The sequence below is a fragment of the Terrabacter sp. LjRoot27 genome, from assembly GCF_964254175.1.
In the GTDB taxonomy this organism is placed as follows: Bacteria; Actinomycetota; Actinomycetes; order Actinomycetales; family Dermatophilaceae; genus Terrabacter.
In genome coordinates, this window is sequence record NZ_CAXUSS020000002.1 from 34984 (window position 1) to 56155 (window position 21172).

Annotated in this window: 21 protein-coding genes; 13 read left to right on the forward strand and 8 right to left on the reverse strand. The window is 68.0% G+C overall.

The window, feature by feature from the left end:
* Positions 1-3 precede the first annotated feature (3 nt).
* The gene (locus ACSQ2D_RS20870) at positions 4-999 is read left to right on the forward strand and encodes a carbohydrate ABC transporter permease (protein WP_435987916.1); all 996 of its coding nucleotides are present in this window, start codon (positions 4-6) and stop codon (positions 997-999) included.
* Positions 996-1898, forward strand: coding sequence for a carbohydrate ABC transporter permease (locus ACSQ2D_RS20875; RefSeq protein WP_435987917.1), 903 nt, complete (start codon positions 996-998; stop codon positions 1896-1898). Before ACSQ2D_RS20870 ends, ACSQ2D_RS20875 begins: the two co-directional genes overlap by 4 nt.
* Before the next feature lie 24 nt (positions 1899-1922).
* On the opposite strand, the gene ACSQ2D_RS20880 is transcribed toward ACSQ2D_RS20875, so the two are convergent.
* Positions 1923-3350 carry a hypothetical protein gene (locus ACSQ2D_RS20880; protein ID WP_435987918.1) on the reverse strand — a complete coding sequence of 476 codons (1428 nt, stop codon included), beginning with the start codon at positions 3348-3350 and terminating at the stop codon, positions 1923-1925.
* Positions 3351-3578: 228 nt separating this feature from the next.
* Between ACSQ2D_RS20880 and ACSQ2D_RS20885 the strand changes: the two genes are divergently transcribed.
* Positions 3579-4049: an SRPBCC family protein gene (locus ACSQ2D_RS20885; protein ID WP_435987919.1), complete on the forward strand. Its 471-nt coding sequence runs from the start codon at positions 3579-3581 to the stop codon at positions 4047-4049.
* 69 nt (positions 4050-4118) lie between these two features.
* Here ACSQ2D_RS20885 and ACSQ2D_RS20890 read toward each other — a convergent pair whose 3' ends face one another.
* Positions 4119-4532, reverse strand: a complete 414-nt coding sequence (locus ACSQ2D_RS20890) for a (R)-mandelonitrile lyase (RefSeq protein ID WP_435987920.1) — start codon at positions 4530-4532, stop codon at positions 4119-4121.
* Positions 4516-5439, reverse strand: coding sequence for a helix-turn-helix transcriptional regulator (locus ACSQ2D_RS20895; protein ID WP_435987921.1), 924 nt, complete (start codon positions 5437-5439; stop codon positions 4516-4518). The genes ACSQ2D_RS20890 and ACSQ2D_RS20895 overlap by 17 nt, the downstream gene beginning before the upstream one ends.
* Before the next feature lie 171 nt (positions 5440-5610).
* On the opposite strand from ACSQ2D_RS20895, the gene ACSQ2D_RS20900 reads away from it, so the two are divergent.
* The 7 genes from ACSQ2D_RS20900 (at position 5611) to ACSQ2D_RS20930 (ending at position 15090) form a co-directional block, all read left to right on the forward strand.
* On the forward strand, positions 5611-6633 hold the full coding sequence (locus tag ACSQ2D_RS20900; RefSeq protein WP_435987922.1) for a zinc-dependent alcohol dehydrogenase family protein: 1023 nt from the start codon (positions 5611-5613) through the stop codon (positions 6631-6633).
* The gene (locus ACSQ2D_RS20905) at positions 6630-7187 is read left to right on the forward strand and encodes a cyclophilin-like fold protein (RefSeq protein ID WP_435987923.1); all 558 of its coding nucleotides are present in this window, start codon (positions 6630-6632) and stop codon (positions 7185-7187) included. The genes ACSQ2D_RS20900 and ACSQ2D_RS20905 overlap by 4 nt, the downstream gene beginning before the upstream one ends.
* Before the next feature lie 5 nt (positions 7188-7192).
* Complete coding sequence (locus ACSQ2D_RS20910) at positions 7193-7768, forward strand: sugar O-acetyltransferase (RefSeq protein ID WP_435987924.1); 576 nt, start codon at positions 7193-7195, stop codon at positions 7766-7768.
* A 102-nt stretch (positions 7769-7870) separates the two neighbouring features.
* A complete protein-coding gene (locus ACSQ2D_RS20915) occupies positions 7871-8872 on the forward strand; it encodes a LacI family DNA-binding transcriptional regulator (protein WP_435987925.1) in 1002 nt (333 codons plus the stop codon).
* A 154-nt stretch (positions 8873-9026) separates the two neighbouring features.
* Entirely contained in the window at positions 9027-11840 is a 2814-nt protein-coding gene (locus ACSQ2D_RS20920; protein WP_435987926.1) for an alpha-amylase family glycosyl hydrolase, read from the forward strand.
* A gap of 206 nt (positions 11841-12046) precedes the next feature.
* On the forward strand, positions 12047-13954 hold the full coding sequence (locus ACSQ2D_RS20925; protein WP_435987927.1) for a CocE/NonD family hydrolase: 1908 nt from the start codon (positions 12047-12049) through the stop codon (positions 13952-13954).
* A 473-nt stretch (positions 13955-14427) separates the two neighbouring features.
* Positions 14428-15090, forward strand: coding sequence for an HAD family hydrolase (locus tag ACSQ2D_RS20930; protein WP_435987928.1), 663 nt, complete (start codon positions 14428-14430; stop codon positions 15088-15090).
* 179 nt (positions 15091-15269) lie between these two features.
* On the opposite strand, the gene ACSQ2D_RS20935 is transcribed toward ACSQ2D_RS20930, so the two are convergent.
* The 5 genes from ACSQ2D_RS20935 to ACSQ2D_RS20955 all read right to left on the reverse strand — a co-directional run bounded on the left by ACSQ2D_RS20935 (position 15270) and on the right by ACSQ2D_RS20955 (position 18038).
* The gene (locus ACSQ2D_RS20935; RefSeq protein WP_435987929.1) at positions 15270-15662 is read right to left on the reverse strand and encodes a VOC family protein; all 393 of its coding nucleotides are present in this window, start codon (positions 15660-15662) and stop codon (positions 15270-15272) included.
* A gap of 150 nt (positions 15663-15812) precedes the next feature.
* Positions 15813-16277 (reverse strand): cupin domain-containing protein, encoded by a 465-nt coding sequence (locus ACSQ2D_RS20940; RefSeq protein WP_435987930.1) that lies wholly within the window; start codon positions 16275-16277, stop codon positions 15813-15815.
* Positions 16278-16322: 45 nt separating this feature from the next.
* The gene (locus ACSQ2D_RS20945; RefSeq protein ID WP_435987931.1) at positions 16323-16448 is read right to left on the reverse strand and encodes a hypothetical protein; all 126 of its coding nucleotides are present in this window, start codon (positions 16446-16448) and stop codon (positions 16323-16325) included.
* A gap of 162 nt (positions 16449-16610) precedes the next feature.
* Complete coding sequence (locus tag ACSQ2D_RS20950; protein WP_435987932.1) at positions 16611-17261, reverse strand: RNase H family protein; 651 nt, start codon at positions 17259-17261, stop codon at positions 16611-16613.
* Between the two features lie 234 nt (positions 17262-17495).
* Positions 17496-18038 (reverse strand): DinB family protein, encoded by a 543-nt coding sequence (locus ACSQ2D_RS20955; protein ID WP_435987933.1) that lies wholly within the window; start codon positions 18036-18038, stop codon positions 17496-17498.
* A gap of 342 nt (positions 18039-18380) precedes the next feature.
* Here ACSQ2D_RS20955 and ACSQ2D_RS20960 point away from each other — a divergent pair, with 342 nt between their 5' ends.
* The 3 genes from ACSQ2D_RS20960 (at position 18381) to ACSQ2D_RS20970 (ending at position 21166) form a co-directional block, all read left to right on the forward strand.
* Positions 18381-18680, forward strand: a complete 300-nt coding sequence (locus tag ACSQ2D_RS20960) for a hypothetical protein (RefSeq protein ID WP_435987934.1) — start codon at positions 18381-18383, stop codon at positions 18678-18680.
* A gap of 563 nt (positions 18681-19243) precedes the next feature.
* Complete coding sequence (locus ACSQ2D_RS20965) at positions 19244-20587, forward strand: discoidin domain-containing protein (protein WP_435987935.1); 1344 nt, start codon at positions 19244-19246, stop codon at positions 20585-20587.
* A gap of 426 nt (positions 20588-21013) precedes the next feature.
* Entirely contained in the window at positions 21014-21166 is a 153-nt protein-coding gene (locus tag ACSQ2D_RS20970) for a hypothetical protein (protein WP_435987936.1), read from the forward strand.
* The last annotated feature ends 6 nt before the right edge of the window (positions 21167-21172 follow it).

The window sequence follows — 21172 nt, forward strand, 5'->3', positions numbered from 1 at the left end:
CCGATGTCCGACAGCACCACCGTGACCCCCGACCCCGCCCCCGCGGCGGGGTCGGGGGACCACCCCTCGGGTATGCCGTCCCGCACCCGCCGTCGTCGCCGCGCCGGCCGCATCGGCCAGGTCCACCCCCTGGTGGCCCTGCTCTGGCTCGCGCCGGCGCTCGCGCTCATCCTCGGCGTGGTGCTCTACCCGGCGATCAAGCTCTTCGACGCCTCGCGCGGCGAGTACTCCATCACGGGTCTGCGCAAGGGTGACGCGGGCTGGCAAAACTACGTCAACGTCCTCGAGCACCCCGACCTCGGCACGGTCCTGCGCAACACGGTCGTGTGGGTCGTCGCGGTCGTGGCCATCACGATCGTCCTCAGCCTGGCGCTGGCCCAGTTCCTCGTGAAGAGCTTCCCGGGGCGGCGCTTCGTCCGGTGGGCCGTCATCATCCCGTGGGCCGCCTCGCTCGTCATCACGAGCCAGCTCTTCGTCCTGCTCTACGACTACAACTACGGGATCATCAACCACGTCCTGATGAGCCTGCACGTCATCGGCACACCGATCGACTTCCTCGGTGACGACAGCTGGACGATGTTCTCGATGGTCGTCGTCGGCGTCTTCGTGTCGCTGCCGTTCACGATCTTCGTCTTCATCGCGGGTCTCGGCGCCATCCCGGACGACGTCATGGAGGCCGCGACCGTCGACGGCGCGAGCCCGTGGCAGCGCTACTGGAACATCACGCTCCCGCTCATGCGTCCCGCGCTGATGATCGCGACGGTGCTCAACGTCATCTACGTCTTCAACAGCTTCCCGATCATCTACACCCTCAACGACCGCAACCCGGGCTACCTCCACGACACGACGATCACGTTCATGTACAAGCTGGCCTTCAAGAGTCAGGAGAAGGACGTCGGCATGTCGGCCGCGGCGGGCATCTTCAACGTCCTGCTCATCCTCGTCGTCGTCGGCATCTACCTCAAGATCATCAACTGGCGCGAGGAGACGAGCCGATGAGCACCACCACGGCTGCCGCACCCCGCGCGGCGGGCACGCCCGAACCGCAAGGCAACCCGACGGCATACAACCGGGATCCCAAGCGGCGCAAGCGGATCCTCATGGCGCTGGGCGGCGCGGTCGTCGCCTTCGTCTTCGTCGCGCCCTACATCGTCATGGTGCTCGACTCGCTGCGCACGAGCAGCGACGTCAAGAGCACGCCGCCGTCGATCCTGCCCAAGGTCTGGCAGTGGGACACCTACGCCCAGATCCTCGGCGACGAGCGCTTCCTCAACTGGCTCAAGACCTCGCTCATCATCGCGACCGGGTCGACCCTCATCGTCATCATCGTGGCGATCCCGGCGGCCTTCATGACGGCGCGGCACCGCTTCCCAGGTCGTGGCGTGTTCCTGCTGCTCGTGCTCGTCACGCAGATGTTCGCGCCCACCTCGCTCGTCGTCGGCCTCTACCGGCAGTTCTTCGAGCTCAACATGATCAACACGTACGGCGCGCTCATCATCACGAACGCGGCGTTCAACCTCGCCTTCGCGATCTGGATCCTGCACGGCTTCTTCTCCTCGATCCCGCTCGAGGTCGAGGAGGCGGCGGCGCTCGACGGCGCGAGCCGCTGGCAGATCCTGCGCCGGGTCATGCTGCCGCTCACGCTGCCGGGGCTCGTCACCGCGACGATCTTCACGTTCATCGCCGCGTGGAACGAGTACGTCGTGGCCCTGACGCTCATGATCGACGACGACAAGAAGCCGCTGACGGTCGGTATGCGGGCCTACATCACCGGCTACGAGCAGCACTGGGACCAGCTCTTCGCGGCGTCGGTCATCGCCGTCGTGCCGGTCGTCATCCTCTTCGCGGTCATCGAGAAGCACCTCGTCGGCGGCCTCACCGCAGGCTCCGTCAAGTAGCCGTCGGGCCCCTGCCTGCCGGTCTCAGAGCCAGGCGGGCGGGGGCGGCACGACGACGCCGACGACCGTCCCGAGGTCGACGACCTGCGTCCCGGCGGCCTTGATGCGAGCGCACTCCGCGGCCGCGAACCAGCGGGGCACGACCCCGCCCTGCGCCTGGCGCACCATCATCCGCAAGGTCCCGGCCGTAATGGCCCCACTCCCCGTCGACCGCTCGGCGGGTGCCTGGTAGAGCACGACGGGGGCCCGCTTGCCGTCGACACGGGGGGCCGTCGCCTCATCGACGAGCGCGGTGAACTCACGCCGGGTCTGCTGGTGGGCGTCGATGTCGACCCGCCAGGCCAGGACGCCGAGCACGGCGAGGACCGCGAGGCACGCCGCGCCCACCCGCGGGGACCAGTTGGTGCCCCGGAGCAGCAGCACGGCGGGCAGCAGTACGGCGAGCCAGGCCCAGAGCTCGCCGCGGATGTTGGTGGTGATGCCGGTGACGACGGTCTGGGCGCCGGCGAGGCCGACCACGACCCCGAGCCCGACGAGCAGTCGCAGCAGGAGGGGCCGCACGCGGACGTCGAACGCCCCGACCACGGCGGCGCCGACGCCCACGAGGGTCACGAGCGTGAGGTCGGCCCAGAGCCGTCCCATCTGTCGCAGGTAGCGGAGGACGTTGACGCGCAGGTCGTGCAGCCCGTGGAGCGGGTTCGGTCGGCGCCAGGCCGCGATCTGCAGGCCGAAGTGTCCGAAGGCGATCCCGTTGAGCGCATAGATGACCGCCACGCCCACGGCATACGCCACGACGTAGCCGACGCAGAGGAGCAGGACGTCCTTCCACGGCCGCGCGCCGAGCTGCACGACGGCTGCGATGAAGAGCACGGCCCCGACGGGCGGGTAGCTGAGGACCGAGAGCACCGTGACGAGCAGCAGCCACACCGTGAGCCGGGTCCGGCGGCGCGACGCCCACGGCAGCGTCCACACCCCGGCCGCCGCGACGAGCACGGACGGCGTCAGCGTGCCGGGCCAGTAGAGCAGCCGCACCCAGAGCGCGGAGGCGAGCACGGCGACTCCGAGCGTGACGTCGACGGCCCAGTGCAGCGCGCGGTCGGCCGGGCGCAGCACCCGCCACAGACCCGCGACGAAGACGGCGTATGCCGTCACGTACGTCAGCGACGCAGTGAGCGCGGTGCCGTGCTGGCCGACGACCACCCACCAGGCCCAGTTGAGCCAGCGTCCCTCGAGGAGGTTCTTGGCGTAGACGTCGGTCGCGTAGGGCGTGTGCGGCGGCAGCAGGTAGGGCCAGTCGTCTCGGCGGACGAACGGCAGGATCGCCTGAGACACGGCGTCGGTGAGCACGAGGCCGACGACGAGGACCGCGGTGACGACGAGCCACCGGGGCGGCGGCCACCCCGGCCGGGCGGTGGGTGCGGCGCCTGAGGCGGCCGCGGTCGGTGCCGTCATCGTGCGGACCCGTTCACGGGAGGGAGGAGCGGTGCCTCCACCGTACGCAGGCTCGGGGCGCGAACCGGGCGTCTTCGTGCTCTGCCCAGCCACTTCCCAGCAGACTCTCCGCTGCGCCGCCGGCCGGCGATACCAAGCGGCAGCCGCCGCTCTTCACGACGATGCCTGCGGATCACCCCCGACCGGCCTAGGCTCGGGGGTGATCGCCGCACCGAGCGAGGAGGCCTCATGGCTGCGAGCGTGATTCGGTTCGAGGCGCAGACGGTGATCCGTCGGCCGGCGAGCGAGGTGTTCGAGCGGCTGGCCGACCTGCCCGGCTATCGGCAGTGGATGCACCGTGACGGTGTGTTCGGTGGCACCGAGCTGACGTCCGCGCTGCCGGTGCGGTCCGGCACGACGTACGTCGACCGCACGCGGATGGGTCGCTTCGTCGGCGAGGTGACTGAGCACGTGCCGTCGACGCGCCTCGCGTTCAGCGAGACGTTCAGCATCTTCGGCCGCTCGCTGACGCAGGCTCGTCCGAGCTACGTGCTCGAGGTCGACGGCGACTCCACGGTCGTCCACCACGCCGCCGAGGCGGAGCTCTACGGCTTCGCTCGCGTGTTCAGGCCGGTCGCCGCGCGGATGGTGACGCGCGAGCGGTCGCACACCCTCGCCTCCCTCAAGCGCTCCTTCGAGGGCCCTACCGAGACCGAGTAGCCGGTCGCCTCCGCGGGCCTGCCTGCGTTGCCTTCGGGGCAGTCGGTGTCGGTGGCAGGGCTGGGTGGGTCAGTCGGAGAGGGAGGGGGCGGCGGCATACTCCTCGTCGGTGACGGGGGTCAGCCAGTGCACGACGTCGTGGTCGGCGTCGCCCTCGTTGATGGCGACGTGCACCATGAGCCGGGTGGGCGCGGCGCCGTGCCAGTGCTCCTCGTCGGCCTCGAAGAGGACGCGGTCGCCGGGGCGGATGACCTCGATCGGGCCGCCGCGGCGCTGGCAGAGGCCGACGCCCTCGGTGACGAAGACGGTCTGGCTCAACGGGTGGCGGTGCCAGTGGGTGCGGGCGCCGGGCATGAAGTGCACGAGGTTGGCCGAGACACGCGACGGTGCCGGTGCTGCGGCGACCGCGTCGATGTAGACGTCGCCGGTGAACCAGTCGCTCGGGCCCTTGACGGTGTCGACGGAGCTACGGGTGATCTGCATGGGTTTCCTTCTGGCTGTGGTGGATCGCGGTGTCGGTGGTCGCGGTGGGGCTCGCGGTGTCGGCGGCCCAGGAGGCGAGCAGCTGGAGGCGCTCGGCCGAGGGCGAGCCAGGCTCGGCGGTGTAGACCATGAGGACGAGGCCGGGCTCGGCGGTGATGGCGAGCTCCTCGTAGGCGAGGGTCAGCTCGCCGACGACGGGGTGGGTGAAGCGCTTGGTGCCCGTGCCGTGGGTGCGCACGTCGTGGGCGCTCCAGAGGCGGCGGAACACCTCACTCCGCGTGGAGAGCTCGCCGACGAGGTCCTGGAGGCCGCGGTCGTGCGGGTCGCGGCCCGCCTCGGTGCGCATGATGCCGACACACATCCCGGCGAAGAGCTCCCAGTCGGGGTAGAAGTCGCGGCTCGCCGGGTCGAGGAACTGGAAGCGAGCGAGGTTGGGCAGGCGCCCGCCCTCGCCGATGACGGGCGAGTAGAAGGCGCGGCCGAGCGCGTTGGTGGCGAGCAGGTTCTGGTGGGGGTCGCGCACGAAGGCGACGGCGTCGCGGATCGACTCGAGGGCCCACTGCAGGCTGGGCCGGGACGCGGGCTTGCCGGCCGCGCGTCGGCGCGGACGCCCGGACGTGGGTATGCCGTCCGCTGTCCTCGCGAGGTCGAGCAGGTGGGCGCGTTCGGTGTCGTCGAGCTGCAGGGCGCGAGCGACCGCGTCGAGGACGCCGGCCGAGGCGCCGGCGATCTGGCCGCGCTCGAGCCGGGCGTAGTACTCGACGCTGAGCCCGGCGATGGTCGCGACCTCGCTGCGGCGCAGGCCGGGCACGCGTCGGCCGCGGCTGACGGGGAGGCCGACCTGGTCGGGGGTGATGCGGGCGCGGCGGGTCATGAGGAACTCGCGCACCTCTTGGCGGTTGTCCACGTCTTCGAGACTAGGCCGCGTCGAGGGGTGGGCCGAGCCGTGAGAGGTGCCCTGTCAGTACGTGCCTCGACAGGGACTTCCTCGGCCTCTCGCCGGCGGCTTCACTCGTGTGGTGGGCCGTCGGCCCGGCGGGCGTCTGCCCGCGAGAAGCGAGCTGAAGGAGTTCACGCGATGCGTGGAGTTGTCATGTACGGACCCGGCGACGTGCGGGTGGAGGAGCGCGAGGACCCGAGGATCATCGAGCCGACGGACGCGATCGTCCGCCTCACGGCGACGTGCATCTGCGGCAGCGACCTGTGGCCCTACCGCGGCGTCGAGCCGGTCGACCACACCCTCATGGGGCACGAGTACGTCGGGGTCGTCGAGGAGGTCGGCTCGGAGGTGAGCACCGTCAAGGTGGGCGACTTCGTCGTGGGGTCGTTCGTCATCTCCGACAACACCTGCGAGATCTGCCGTTCCGGCTTCCAGTCCAAGTGCGTCCACGCCGAGTTCGTCCACGGCGGGATCGGCACCCAGGCGGAGCGGGCTCGCATCCCGCACGCCGACGGCACGCTCGTGGCGACGCCGGGTCAGCCGGACGACGACCTCATCCCGTCGCTGCTCGCCGCCTCGGACGTGCTCGGCACCGGCTGGTTCGCCGCCGACGCTGCTCAGGCGGGCCCCGGCAAGACCGTCGCGGTCGTCGGGGACGGAGCCGTCGGGCTGATGGCGATCCTCGCGGCCGAGCAGCTCGGCGCGGACCGGATCATCGCCATGTCGCGCCACCCGGAGCGCCAGAAGCTCGCGCGCCACTACGGCGCCACCGACATCGTCGAGGAGCGCGGCGAGGCCGGGGTCGCCAAGATCAAGGAGCTGACCGGCGGCCTGGGCGCTCACTCCGTCGTCGAGGCCGTCGGCACCCAGGAGTCGTTCATGCAGGCCGTCGGAGCGACCCGTGGTGGCGGACACCTCGGCTACGTCGGCGTCAACCACGACGTGCAGATCCCCGGAATCGAGCTGTTCTTCGCCGGCATCCACGCGCTCGGTGGGCCGGCTCCGGTGCGCCGCTACCTGCCCGAGCTCATCCAGCTCATCTGGGACCGCAAGATCGACCCGGGCAAGGTCTTCGACCTCACCTTGCCTCTCTCCGAGGCTGCTGCCGGCTACCAGGCGATGGACGAGCGCCGCGCGACCAAGGTGCTGCTGACGCTGTGAGTGTCGCGTCACTGTCGAGAAGGACGCACGGCGCGGTGGCGGCCTTCGGGCTGACGACGGTCTTGGCCGCGGGCTGTGGCTCGGCGGTCGAGGCCGTCGACGTCCGGGAGGCGCCCGGCCGCGCGCAGACCGTCCCGGCCGCCACGACACGGCATACGACATCCGTTTCCGCTCAGTCGACCGACCTCGTGGAGGACCAGATGAAGATCGTGATCACGTTGGGAGAGAAGCGCTTCGGTGCTGTGCTGACGGACAGTGCGGCGTCGCGCGACCTGCTGCGACAGCTGCCGGTGACCGTCGACATGGTCGACCACGGCGGGGTGGAGAAGACGGGACCGCTGCCGTCCTCGCTCTCCCTCGACGGGCAGCCGGAGGGTGCGGACCCGGAGGTGGGGGACGTCGGCTACTACGCCCCCGGCAACGACCTCGTCCTCTACTACGGCGACCAGTCCTACTACCCCGGCATCGTCGTCCTCGGTCGCCTGGACTCGGGCGCCGCTGCGGAGATCGCCGACCAGCGCGGTCCCGTCACGGCGATCGTCGAGGCGAGGTGAACGCGGTGACGCTGGAGGAGTTCCTCGACCACGTGAACAGTGGACGCCTCATCGAGGGCGGGTCGGCGGCGCACGCGTTCATGCACGAGGCGTCGCAGGAGGCGCTGCGGACGCTGGCCGAGCTGAACGGCGACTACCGCTCGCCGGACGAGGTGCGGGCGCTGCTGTCCCGGCTGACCGGTCGGGACGTGGCGGCGTCGGTGACGGTCTTCCCGCCGTTCTACTCCGAGTTCGGCAAGAACCTCACGCTCGGCGAGGGCGTCTTCATCAACATGGGCTGCCGCTTCCAGGACACCGGCGGCATCACCATCGGCGACGGGTCGCTGATCGGGCACGGCAGCACCCTCACGACGCTCAACCACTCGATGGACCCGGCCCGGCGCGCCGACATGGAGCCGGCGCCGGTGACGATCGGACGCAACGTGTGGCTGGGGGCCGGCGTCACAGTCGTGCCCGGTGTCACCATCGGCGACGGTGCCGTGATCGGGGCCGGAGCGGTCGTGACCAAGGACGTCCCCGCCGACATGATCGCCGCCGGCGTGCCCGCGAGGGTCATCCGCCCGACCGGCTTCACCGTCTGACGGGGTCGACCGGGTGTGAGAGGACCCGCTTTCGGACCTCAACGAAAATTTTCGTTCGGCCTTTGATATTTTCAGCAAGTGGCGCGGCACGGAGACCTGAACATGTCTGACCTCGCCGATCGGGCGGGTGTCTCCATCGCGTCGGTGTCCCGGGCACTGAGCGGCTCTCCTGGCGTGTCCGACGCGACGCGCGACCGGATACGCCGGCTGGCCGCCGAGCTGAACTACGCCGTCTCTCCGGATGCTGCGCGACTGGCCAAGGGATCCCGAGGTCGGGTTGCCGTGGTGACCGCGGATGTCGCGCACTGGTTCTACGCGTCCATGCTCGAAGGGATCATGAGCTCCCTTCGCGGATCCGACCTCGATGTGCTGCTCTACGAGGTCAAGCGCGAAGAGGAGCGACGGAGGTTCTTCGAGGAGCTTCCGGCTCGCCGCCAGGTGGACGCGCTCATCATCCTTGCGTTCCCGGTCAGTGAGCAGGAGCAGCTTCAGCTCGACCGGATGGGGGTCACCGTGGTGATGGCCGGCGGCACGTTGGCCGAGCAGCCTCATGTCCGGGTCGACGACGTGGAGGCGGCTCGGCAGGCCACGAACCACCTGGTGCTCGCTGGACACGAGCGGGTGGCCCTGATCAACGCTTCAGGCCGGTGGCGGCTGCCCTATGCCGGTCCACAGGACCGCCTGCAGGGGCATCTGAACGCCCTCCGTGACGCCGACCTTCCGGTGGAGGAAGAGCTCATGGTGCACGCGCAGTGGGGAACTGCCGGGGGCGCCGAGGGGATGGCTCGCCTGCTCAGTCTTCCGCGACCACCGACCGCCGTGGTCGCCTTCTCCGACGAGATGGCCTTCGGCGCGCTGCGGACTCTGCGTCGCTGCGGTATCGCCGTCCCGCAGACGGTTTCGCTGGTGGGCATCGATGACCATGAGATGGCCGAGGTCGTCGAGCTGACCACCGTGCGCCAGCCGGTCCTCGAGCTCGGGCAGACAGCGGGGAGCCTGGTCTTCCAGCTCCTCAGCGGACAGCACGTGGAGCAGCAGCACCTGACGCTGCCGACCCAGCTGGTCATCCGAGGCACCAGCGGCCCCCCTCGCACGACGAGATAGCGCGAACGGCGCAACCCTTGACATGTCCGGACATGCTTCGCCATGCTCGTGTCGCGTAAGCGCTTGCGTAACTCCGTTCGCCGACGGTTCAGAGGTCGGGGGTCTACGCAGTGCACATCCCGTGCCGGCGGCGCTCTTAGCAGGGAGGCTATGTATGCGCAGGTCCAAACGAGCGTTGCTGGCGGCGGTCACCGCCCTCTTCGCGTTGGTGTTCAGCTCTGCCACGATGTTCTCGGGTGCGGCAACCCCGTCCGCGGCGGCTGCCGAAGCGCCGTGTATCGACAACCCGTTCGGGAATCGTCCGCTCTACCTCAAGGGTGGGTTCAACGGCTGGTCAGCCAGCCCTGACTACCAGTTCGCCTACAACTGCAACCGGTTCGAGCTGACGGTCAACCTCAACGGCAGCAGTGACTTCAAGGTCGCCGACGCCGGCTGGTCCGCCGACGCCGACTTCGGTGGGGGCGCGGCCGGCGGTCGCCCGCAGCCCGGGGTCCCGCTGAAGTTGGCGCTGCGAGGCTCCAACCTGACCTACACGTTTGCCGGAGTGCACAAGCTGGTGCTGGACGTCTCCGCGTCGAAGACGACACCGACGCTGACCATCAGCTCGTGCGCGCAGAACCCGCTGGATCCCGCTCTGCTCGCGCTCAGCGGCGACTTCAACGGATACACCCCGCGCCCCGCCGACTTCTTCCAGTACAGCTGTGACGGCTACTACCTGAACGTCGACCTCCAGGGCACGCACGAGTTCACGATCCTCGACCCCATCGGTCCGGCCACGACGCGTCTGGGCGCGCCCGCCTCCGGCAACGACGTCGTGACACCGAACCAGCCGTTCCCTCTGGCCTCGGAGGCCGACGGAGCCATCGCCAAGCTGCGCTTCGACTTCACCGGCGAGCACACGCTGCGGGTGAGCTTCGAGGGCGCCGACCAGCACCCGACCCTGACGATCACGCAGAAGACGTGGGTCAACCCCGGCTTGCCCGCCCAGGTCACCGACTCCGTGGCCCGACAGGTGAAGTACGACTCCCGCGACAGCGCCTTCAAGACGCCGTACGGCGCGATGACGACGGGGCAGAAGGCCCACTTCTCCCTGACGGCTCCCCCGGGGGTGACCTCGGCCGCGCTGGTGGTGGAGACCCGCCGCCTGGAGGGCAACCAGGAGGTCATCGAGTACCTCGACCCGGTCACGGTGCCCATGACGCGTACCAAGGACGGCGACCTCGAGCAGTGGAGCGCCTCGTACCGCTTCGCCGCCAAGAGCGTGTACGGCTACCACTTCGAGCTCTCGATCGGCGGCCAGCAGTACGTCTACGAGAACAACGACGACTCGATCTACTGGACGACCGAGCGCGGCTCCTTCGGAGTCGGCCAGATCGCCTTCGCACCGTCGGATCCCAAGCAGGTGCGCCGCTACCGGCAGACGGTCTACGACCCGGGCTTCACGGTGCCGGACTGGGCCCAGGACGCCGTCTACTACTACATCTTCCCGGAGCGCTTCCGTAACGGGGACACCGCGAACGACCCGCAACCGGGCCGCGCCACCTATCTCGATGGCCCGATCGAGTTCCACACCAACTGGCTGGACAAGCCCTATGTCCCCGGCAACGCCGACGGGTCCACCACCGACGACAACACGTACAACAACGACTTCTTCGGCGGCGACCTCGCCGGCATCATCGAGAAGCTCGACTACCTGAAGAAGCTCGGGGTCAACACGCTCTACATCAACCCGATCTTCGAGGCGGGCAGCAACCACAAGTACGACACCGCCGACTACCTCAAGGTCGACGACAGCTTCGGCACGAACGACGACGTCAGCCGGCTGACCAAGGAGGCGAAGGCCCGCGGGATGCGCGTCATCCTCGACACCTCGCTGAACCACACGGGTAGCGACTCGGTCTACTTCGACCGCTACGCCAACTTCCCGGGCACCGGAGCGTTCGAGAACTCGAAGATCCAGCCCGACTCGCCGTATGCCGACTGGTACACCTTCTTCCCCGACAGGACCAACCCGGACAGCCAGTACTCCGGCTGGGGCGGCCCCTCACTGCCGGAGCTGACGGAGTCGGAGGGCTTCAAGGACTTCGCCTTCCGTAAGCCCGACTCGGTGATGAACACCTGGCTGGACCACGGGACCGCCGGATGGCGCATGGACGTCGCCCCCTGGGTGAGCGACCAGTTCTGGCGGGAGTGGCGTGCGGCCATCAAGGCGCACCGGCCCGACGCGCTGACCGTGGCGGAGACGTGGTTCGACTCCTCCAAGTACTTCCTCGGAGACGAGTTCGACACCACGATGAACTACATCTTCCGCAACGCGGTCATCGACTACGCCAGCGGCCGCAACGCCAAGCAGGCCTACCAGAGCATCGAGCTGATCCGCGAGGCCTACCCCCCGCAGGCGTTCTACGCCCTGATGAACCTGCTGTCGACCCACGACGTGGCCCGGACGCTGTACGAGCTCGGTGACACGGGCACGGGGACTGCGGCGCAGGTCGACCAGGCCAAGGCGCGTTTCCGGCTGGCCGTGCTGTTCCAGATGACCTTCCCCGGAGCGCCTGCGGTCTACTACGGCGACGAGGTCGGCGTCACCGGTGGAGCGGACCCGCTGAACCGAGCCACCTACCCCTGGGCCGACAAGGGCGGAACGCCGGACACCGCGATGCTCGCCGACTTCCAGAAGATGATCGGCCTGCGCAACCAGAACGAGGTGCTCAAGCGCGGCTCCATCGATGCACCGGTGCAGCTGGACGACAACATCATCGTCCTGACGAGGAAGTACCAGGGCGTGCGCGCCGTCACGGCCTTCAACAACTCGACGTCGCCTCGCGAGGTCACCGTCGAGCTGCCCGTCGGCTACGGCGACAAGCCGTACACCGATGCCATGACGGGCCGTGCGGTGCAGCCGGTCAAGGGCAAGCTGACCCTGACCGTGCCCGCGCTGAGCGGCTCGGTGCTCATCACCAAGTGACCAGGACGCCCCCGTGACAGCGCCGTTGGTCGGCGCTGTCACGGGGGCGTGGGCGTCCGCGGCCTGTCGGTGACATTCGGACAGAAGAGTGGACAGCGAAGCATTCGGGCTCGTCGTGCCGCCATTTCCGGGCATTTCGTCGCTACTTTGAGAAAGCCCCTCACCCTCAAGGGACGTCGCCGGTTCCGGGGGCAGGAAGGACTCGCATGAGAGCCAGGATCCTTGCCCTCGCCAGCTCGCTCGCCGTGGCCGCACCGTTGGCCATGGGGACTGTCGGGGAGGCCAACGCCGCATCGACCAGCGTCACCGATACCCCGCCCGTCACTCTGGTCGACGGGATGACCTCGCCGAGGTACGACTACGCGACGGCCATCCGCGAGACCGTCTGGGTCGACACGCCCGACCTGGACGGGGACGGCCAGGCAGAGCGCATCGCCACCGACATCATCCGGCCGCGCGAGCTCGACGGCACCGCGCGGGCGCCGGTCATCATGGACGCCAGCCCCTACTACCTGAGCCTCGGCCGCGGCAACGACGGCGAGTTCAAGGAGTATGCGGCTGACGGCAGCCCGACGAAGTTCCCGCTCTACTACGACAACTACTTCGTCCCCCGCGGCTACGCCTTCGTCGCCGTCGACATGGCCGGAACGGCCCGCTCGACCGGGTGCACCGACGAGGGTGGCCGCTCCGACGTCGAGTCCGCCAAGGCGGTCGTCGAGTGGCTCAACGGGAAGGGCAGCGCCCACGACTCGAGCGGCGCACTCGTCCAGGCGACCTGGAGCAACGGCAGCACAGGGATGATCGGCAAGTCCTACGACGGCACGCTGGCCAATGGCGTCGCCGCCACCGGCGTGGACGGGCTCAAGACGATCGTGCCGATCAGCGCCATCAGCTCGTGGTACGACTACAACCGCTGGCAGGGAGCCGTGAAGTCGCGCCACTACGCGAGCAGCCTCTCGCGCACCATCGCGCAGCGCCGCACCATCGCGACGGACTGCTCGGCACGGCTGGCGTACATGGACGCCAACGACGGCGACGCCACCGGCGCCTACACGGACTTCTGGGCCGAGCGCGACTACCGCGACGGCACCTTCTACGACGCGTCCAACGTCAAGGCGAGCGTCTTCATCGTCCACGGGCTCCAGGACAACAACGTCAAGACGATGAACGCCTCCAAGTGGTGGGAAGCGTTGGGGCAGAGCGGCGTCGAGCGCAAGATGTGGCTCAGCCGCCTCGGGCACGTCGACCCGTTCGACCACGACCGGCAGGAGTGGGTCACCACCCTGAACCGGTGGTTCGACCACGAGCTCATGGGGATCGACAACGGGGTCGACCACGAGCCGGCCGTCCGGGTCGAGACCGCTCCGAACCAGTGGGAGACCTCGAAGACGTGGCCCATCCAGTCCGCACGCACGATGTCGCTCAACCCGCGCGAGGACGGCACGATGGCCCTCGGCAAGCAGGGCTCGGGCACGGCCTCCTACGTCAACAACTCCCGCCTGTCCGAGACGAACGCAGTCTCGCTGGCCGCCAACCCGAACCGCGTGCAGTTCCTCACCGGAGCGGTGACGGGGGACGTCCGGATCTCGGGCACGCCGACGGTCGACCTCACGGTGACCCTCTCGGCTCCGGTCGGGCAGGTGTCGGTCATGCTCGTCGACTACGGCGCGATGGACCGGGTCAGCGCCACCGGTGACGGTGCCCTGACCCTGGCCACGGAGACGTGCTGGGGAGAGTCCATCGCCACGGACGACGCCTGCTACAAGGACGTCACGCGTCGCCTGCAGACCACCCAGCTGCAGGTGCTCGCTCGCGGTTGGGTCCGCCTCGACGGGGCCGGCCCGCACCAGGTCACCGTCGAGCTGGCCGCGAACGACGTCGTCGTCCCGGCCGGACACCAGCTTGGACTCGTCGTCAGCGGGGCGAGCAATGGCGTCATCGCCGTCGACACCAGCTCAGGGACGTATGCCGTCGACCTGCGCTCCACGCGGCTGAACCTGCCGGTCTCTGGGCCGATGAGCAGCTTCGCTCCCGGGCGCCTGACCGCCAAGGACACTGACGACTTGGCGAAGGGCACCCTGCCCGACCTCGACGAGACGGTCTGGCCGCGGTGAGCGGGCGCGCATGGGCGGTCGTTAGCCGCTAGCGCCGACGTTCAGTACGAGCGGCCCCCACGCCTGGACATCAGGGGTGGGGGCCGGCTTTGCACGGTGCGCAGGGCCGCGCCGAAGAGTGCAACCTGCCGAGTCTCAGGCAACATCGCTTTTCAAACGGGGTGGCGGCAGACAGGTCAGGCTCATCCGGCCCACGTGACGGCGTTTGCAGCACGCGACGGAGGGCATGTTGGGGTTATGCGACTGCGGGATCATCACAAGGGAGACCTCGCCCTGACGGCTCTGACGCTGGCCGTTGCCGCGGCGGCGGCTGTCAGCGAAGCAGCCCGCTGGGCAGCTCGCCGTCATCGTCGACGCCACCGCTCCGCGCACGCAATCCGTCCCGCGATGAAGTAGGTCGGCGGCCCTGAGCTGACAGCTTCCGGTCGGGTCGCGGGGCTGGTGACGGCTGCCCCGCGGGGTATGAAGGAGCCATGGCGGATACGGCGATCTTCGATGTCGACGGCACTCTCGTGGACACCAACTACCAGCATGCCCTGGCGTGGTTCCGCGCCCTGCGCCGCTATGACATCACCCGCCCGATGTGGCGCATCCACCGCGGCATCGGGATGGGTGGGGACCAGTTCGTCTCGGCCGTCGCCGGTCGGGAGGCCGAGGACGCGCACGGGGACGACCTGCGCGAGGCGTGGGCGGAGGAGTTCGACGAGCTGATCGGCGAGATCCAGCCCTTCGAAGGTGCGCACGAGCTGTTGGCCGAGGTCAAGGAGCGCGGCTTCCGGCTGGTTCTGGCCAGCTCGGGCAAGTCCCAGCACGTCGAGGCCTTCCTCGACCTCATCGACGGCAAGTCCCTCGCCGATGCCTGGACGACCTCGGACGATGTCGAGAAGAGCAAGCCCGAGCCGGACATCGTGGCAGCCGCGATCGCCAAGGTCGACGGCGCCAGCGCCATCATGGTGGGCGACTCGATCTACGACGCCCAGGCCGCGGCCAAGCTCAACATCCCGACCCTCGGGGTCCGCACCGGCGGCTTCTCCGTCGGTGAGCTGCAGGAAGCCGGCGTTCTACAGGTCTTCGACTCGCTGGTGGCCTTCCGCTACGCCTTGGACGGCACCCCGTTGGCTCGCGCCAGCCGCTGAGCGTCGCGAGTGGGTCCTGCCTGGTGCTGCGTCGTCTGCCCGCCCGGGGCCGCGGCCGCACCTCGCTGCCCGCGCCATCAGACGCACCACGGAGAACCCGTCAACGCCTCGGCAACGCACCGGCCTGGCCCCCACGCGATGGAGAGACGCGTTCACGCTCCAGGAGGGCGAACCGCATGTCATTCCGCGTCGGCACCTCTATCTGTCGCGGTCCCGTACCCGCGGGTGAGCTCGACGAGGACGAGCGGATTGCCAAAGGGGTCAATGACGACCGCCACTCTGCCGACAGGGATCGTCGCGGGTTCCGCTGCAACACTGGCGCCGGCTTCCACGAGATCATGTACGGCCGTGTCAATGCTCTCGACCAGCCAGTTGGGTTCCATCCGCTGTCGCGTGCTCAACACCAACTCGACTCGGCTGTCAGGAAGAGCCAGACCTGCCTGCCCGACTGCGTCGTTTCGCCACACCACCTGGTGTCCGAGCCGGTCGCGATAGAACGCGAGTCCCTCGTCCAGTCCAGGTACAGGGACCGTGATCGCATCGACGCTACGCAGGACTGGCGACGTGGTCATCTGTAGACGGTGCCACACGGTGATGCGCCTTCTGGCGCCCGGTAGGCGTGACACGGCGCCTTGAGTAATGACTGTCGATTGCCGACGTCAGGAGGTCGGCACGCGGCGGAAGGACTCTCGTCGCAGCGGAGATGTCGGTCAGGGCTCAGGCTAGGCGCGTTGGTCCATGGCTGAGGCTGGTTGCACCGACCACTCTGCGGGTTCGTCGTCGGTGTCGGCGTCGGCGATCGCCTTGGTCTGATGCACCTTGCCCGGCTTGTGGTGTTGCGGCGCATAGACGGTGTACAGCTGCATCGGCTCGTCGCCGATGTTGGTCACGTTGTGCCAGCTGCCGGCCGGAACGATGACGCACCAGCCGTCGGTCACCTCTTGGTCGAAGGTCAGCTCGTCCTTGCTGGGCCCCATCTGAGCTCGGCCGCGGCCGCGGTCGAGCCTGATGAACTGGTCGGTGTCAGGGTGCTTCTCCAGTCCGATGTCGCCGTTCACTGGGATCGACATGAGCGTCACCTGTAGGTACTTGCCGCTCCAGACCACGGTGCGGTAGTTCGGGTTCTCGAGCGTCTCCCGCTCTAGGTTGAACGCCTGGGGACCGGGGCCGCTGTCTGTGGGGCTCATGGTTCGAGCCTAGCCTCGCCCGGGCGTGGTGGGACTGCCTCCTCATCAAGGCAGTTGCCACGCGCTGAAGGGGTTGTGCCCGGCATAGCGCGCTAGGAACGACACCGCAGCGAGTTGGGCCTTGGACATCGTCGCCGGCTGGAACGGGAGAAGGATGGTGGTGCTGGACATGAGGTCACCTCTCGCGGCGACCGGGTTGTGCCCCAGGCCCTGCCCGCCGCATGCACGGTCTAGGTGGTTGGGGATCCGATCGACGCTAGACCTGTCGCCAGCCTCCCGCCCGAGGCGCCGACCTGTGTCCGCACTCTGCTCAACGGCACAAGGGGACGCTTCCTAGTCCCGACTGAGGCTGGCCGCCACGGCCAGCTCGTCGACGAGGTCGTTCATCTCGTGACCGGAGTGACCCTTGACCCATTGGAAGGCGACGTCGCCGCGTTCCAGGACCGCGAGTACTAGCGGCTCCCACAGGTCACGGTTCGCGACTGGCTTCTTCGCCGACGTGGTCCAACCTCGCGTGAGCCACCCGTCCCACCACTGGTCGCGGAAGCAGTTCACCACGTAGGTCGAGTCACTCACCACGACCAGCGGCCCGTGGAGCGTGGTGACAGCCTCGAGGGCGGCGCGGATCTCCATCCGCTGATTCGTGCTCGGTCGTTCGGAGCCTGACGCGAAGCGATCGCGGTCGATCGCCCATGCCCAGCCGCCGGGGCCAGGGTTTCCCGAGCAGGCGCCGTCGGTGTACACGAAGGTCGCACCCTCGGGAGCGGCCATCGGCTCCTTCGGCGCGCGAGCCTTGCCCGCGGTCTTGCCGCGCGAAGACGCGGACGCAAAAGGCTGAGGCGCCTTGAAGCCCGGGAGAAGCAGCTCGGTCCGGCAATCCGCATGCAACCACGAGGAGGTGTTGCCGGCGGCGCTGAGGATCTCGTCGCCCGCTCGAATCGGTCCGTTGCAGCTCGCGCAGCGTCCCGGGAATGTCGCCAGCACAGTTCTCCTCAGGCTTGTTGGATCCGCGGCTCCATTGTTGTCACCTACAGGTACGAGCGCCCCTGTCCGCGGATCCGAGCGTAGTGACGCCCGCAGACAACTACGACGCGGCCACCGTCGCGATGCCATCGCGCCACACCGGGTGAACGCGGGGGTATGTCGTACGTCGCTCGAAGGGGCTGGGCTTCAGAACATCACTGTGTGTTCTCGGTATGACCGGGCGGAAGGGGACCGCTATGAGACGCCAGCGCTTTCTTCTCGCCGGAGGTACAGGTCGCGCAGGAGTGCGATTTCGGCACCGTGATGTGTTTGCTCGTCGAGCAGGATGCGTACGACCTCTCCTGCCGTCTTCTCTGCGCCAAGATGGCTGGGCCGCGGCTCTTGGAGGTCCTGGTCAGTTGCGGTCTGGAGCCACTTCGTCACGGGCTTGCGACTGGCCCGCCAAAGATCCAGCGCCCGCCGTGCCGTGTGCGGCACCTCCAGGTCCGGGAAGGTGCGCTTGCCCGGGCCGAAGGCGTACTCCCAATAGATCTCGTTGTCGGCGATGAGGTGGACGATCCGCCACGAGATGCTGGTGATTGGCGCTGGAGGAGGCGGGGCGAAGTCGTACTCGTACGTCCAGCGACCAGGCCGGTCGGGGTCCGGTCTGATGGTCCAGGCGTCCGCCGCTGGGCACCAGAGGTACTCGGTGTCGGTAAGCCCTCCGCAACGCTGGTCGAGCCGCAAACCCGAGGCTTGCCAAGATGCTCCAAGCATCTGAGCGGCCACCGAAACCATGCCTCGGACCTTAGCCAGCGCGGGTCCGGAGATCCACCGCGAGAAAGTTCGCATTCGCGGGTGGCGAACCGCCCACCGCGAGTCATATCTGCACGTCCACGTCCACGTCCGCTCATCGGCTTGAGGATGAGACCGACACACCCACAGGTGCCGGTTCGGGCGACCTGGATGGTGTACTCACACATGGGCATTGTGCTGGAGCCGCCGACGGGAGCGGCTGGGGTCCTTATCGGGGCAACACGTGCGGAGGCGACCCGGCAGTGCGCTGCCTACGGCGACCCTCAGCCCTTTCGTCGCACTGACGAGGTCAATCCATCCTTGTCCGTGCGGCACTCATCGGGGTTGTCTGTCTTCGTCTACTTCGACGAAGCCGATGTCGTGAACGCGGTCGAGCTAGGTCGGGCCGACAACGGCGAGATCGTCGCCTTCGACGATATCGACGTCTTCGGCACGCCTGCGGAGGACGTGGTCGAGCAGTTGCGCCGGAAGACCCCAGTCGAGGTCACTGACGGTGGCCGCTCGGTCACAGCCGCAGGTCTGCTCTTGGCTCTCTGGCGACCAGCGGTGCCAGAGAGTGCGGAGGATGACGAAGGCCGGCACTTCGAGTCAGTCTTGGTAGCCCGACCCGGGTACTACGACTGAGCTACCGGCACAACGTCAACGGGCATCGAGCACTTCTGGGCAAGGCCGTTTGCCGGCCCGCGACGTGCGGTGACTCGCGGCGGTTCGACGCAGGTCCCAACGCGCTCATTGCGGTGAAGGCGCCGCCGACCGGTCAAGTCCGGATCGGTGGTGTACGACGGTGATCCGGACTTGAGCGCACAAGTTTCCATCTTGTCTGAGTCCTTGTCCTACTGAGACAGGTTCTTGGGCGCTCATTGACGGCTCTTGGTGTCTCAAGCAGAGTCGCGCAGGTCACCCAATCACGTCGCTTATGTGACCAAGTTTCACGAAGGCCGTCCCGAACCGCCTCTCGCTGTATGGGTTTTCGGAGGGGGCTTCCTGCAACCAGAAGGAACGAGCTCGTGCCTAACGAGGAAGACCAGACGCGTGGATCCAAGGTGGACAGACGCCGTTTCCTCGCGGGAGCCGCAGCGGCAGCCGCCACTGCACCGGCCGTTTTGGCTGCGCCAGATGCCCTTGCAGCGACGTCTGGTGACAGCCGTTCGTCGGGGCGTACCCCAGGTCAGTGGCCCCAGACGGACGTGAGCTTTCCAATAGGTCCATTCGAGAAGTATTCGAGGAATCCCATCCTCCGCCCCGACCCCACGCACGACTGGGAATCGGCGTTCCTCTACAACCCGTGCGCCACGGTCGTCGGCGGCCGCGTCGCCATGCTCTACCGCGCGCAGAACGCGGCCAAGGTCTCGAGTATCGGCCTCGCCTGGAGCCGCGACGGCTACAACTTCGAACGGCGTCCCGAGCCGGTGCTCGTTCCCACCGAGCCGTATGAGACTCCCGGCGGCTGCGAGGACCCACGCGTGGTCCACGTCGGCGACACGTACTACCTGACCTACACCGGCTACGACGGTAAACACGCGCTGCTCTGCCTGGCCACGTCCAAGGACCTCGTCAACTGGACCAAGCATGGCCCGCTGTTTCCAGACTTCCGCGACTTCGGCCACCTTTCCCGTGCTCCATGGAGCAAGTCGGGCGCCATTCTCGCAACACCCATCGACGGCTGGTACTGGATGTACTTCGGCGAGTCCTGGATCTACTGGGCGCGCTCCAGAGACCTCATCGCCTGGGAGATCGCAGACACCGGCCCGACTCCGCCTGGCCCCGTGGCTCGAGTCGACGACGTCACGTTCAGCCCGACCACCGCACGATACGTCCGCCTGTTGGGCGTCACTCCGTTGACGGCATACGGCTACTCCGTCTACGAGATGGAGGTCCGTAACGGAGCGTCGGGTGCCAACCTTGCACGAGGAGAGGCGGCGACCGCGTCCTCGCAGAGCTTGCCGGCCACGAATGCCGTCGACGGTGACTACTCGACGCGCTGGGCGGTGTCCGCAGGCGACCGCGGTCGGGCGGACTCCTGGCTGTCGGTAGACCTCGGAGAGACCACAACGGTGGACCGGGTAGCTGTCTACTGGGAGGCAGCCACGGCTCTTGTCTATCGCGTACAGACCTCCACAGACGGCACGCGGTGGACCGATGTCGCGACGTATGACGTGTCCACTCAGGACGACGGCGTGGTCGCTCGGCCAGTATTCGATTTCGAGGACCAGCGGCTGGAGCCGGGCCCGCCGCCCATCCTCACCCGAGACGGCAAGATCCTGCTCGTGTACAACGGCCAGACAACCGGGGCAGGTGGCTTCCCGAAGAACTCGTATTCGAGTGGCCAGATGCTCATCGATCCTGCGAACCCGAAGGTCGCGCTCGCCCGGCTTGAACGCCCCTTCATCGCGCCGTCGACGGGCGACGAGCAGAACGGTCAGGTCAACAACGTCGTCTTCAGCGAGGGTCTCGTTGAGTTCCGCGGCACCTATTTCCTGTACTTCGGGATGGCTGACTCAGTCCTCGGAGTAGCCACTTGGAAACCCTGAGCGCGAGCGGGTGACCGTCAGTCAGACGCCTCTGTCGTTACAAGGACGCTAGCCAACCGTCAGCTTGATCGCCGACCATCGCCCCGTCGACTGAAGTTCAGGTCAGCGACGACAGACCATCTCAAGAGGACCACCACGTCGCCATCAAGGACGCGGTCCAGATGGCCGTCGGCCATCGCGAGCGGTCTACCTTTATAAGGGTGCAGCTCCCGGCTCCGTGGTGTTCAACGTCGGTCAGACCCTGTCGCTACGCACTGGACCGAGGCGTTCGGGGCGGGCCTCGGTGGGTCAGTGTGCGGGTCCATCAGACTTCGCGGGTTGGATTTCAAACCCGGAACACACGCGGCGGTTTGACGCACCCTGAGCACGCGCACCGACCATGCGGAAAGACCTGTGTGGCGAGCGCTGTGCGAGGAGACTCGGAGGATGAGACTCAGGAACTTCCCTTGCTGGTTCATGGGCCACATGTTCCGGGTGAAGCCGGGCGACAAGGAGATGCTCGTCTGCCAGCGATGCGGCAAACAAGAGCTCGCGGCGATGAAGCGCCTGCGCGACAACACCGACAGGCCGTGGGTGTAGCGGCTC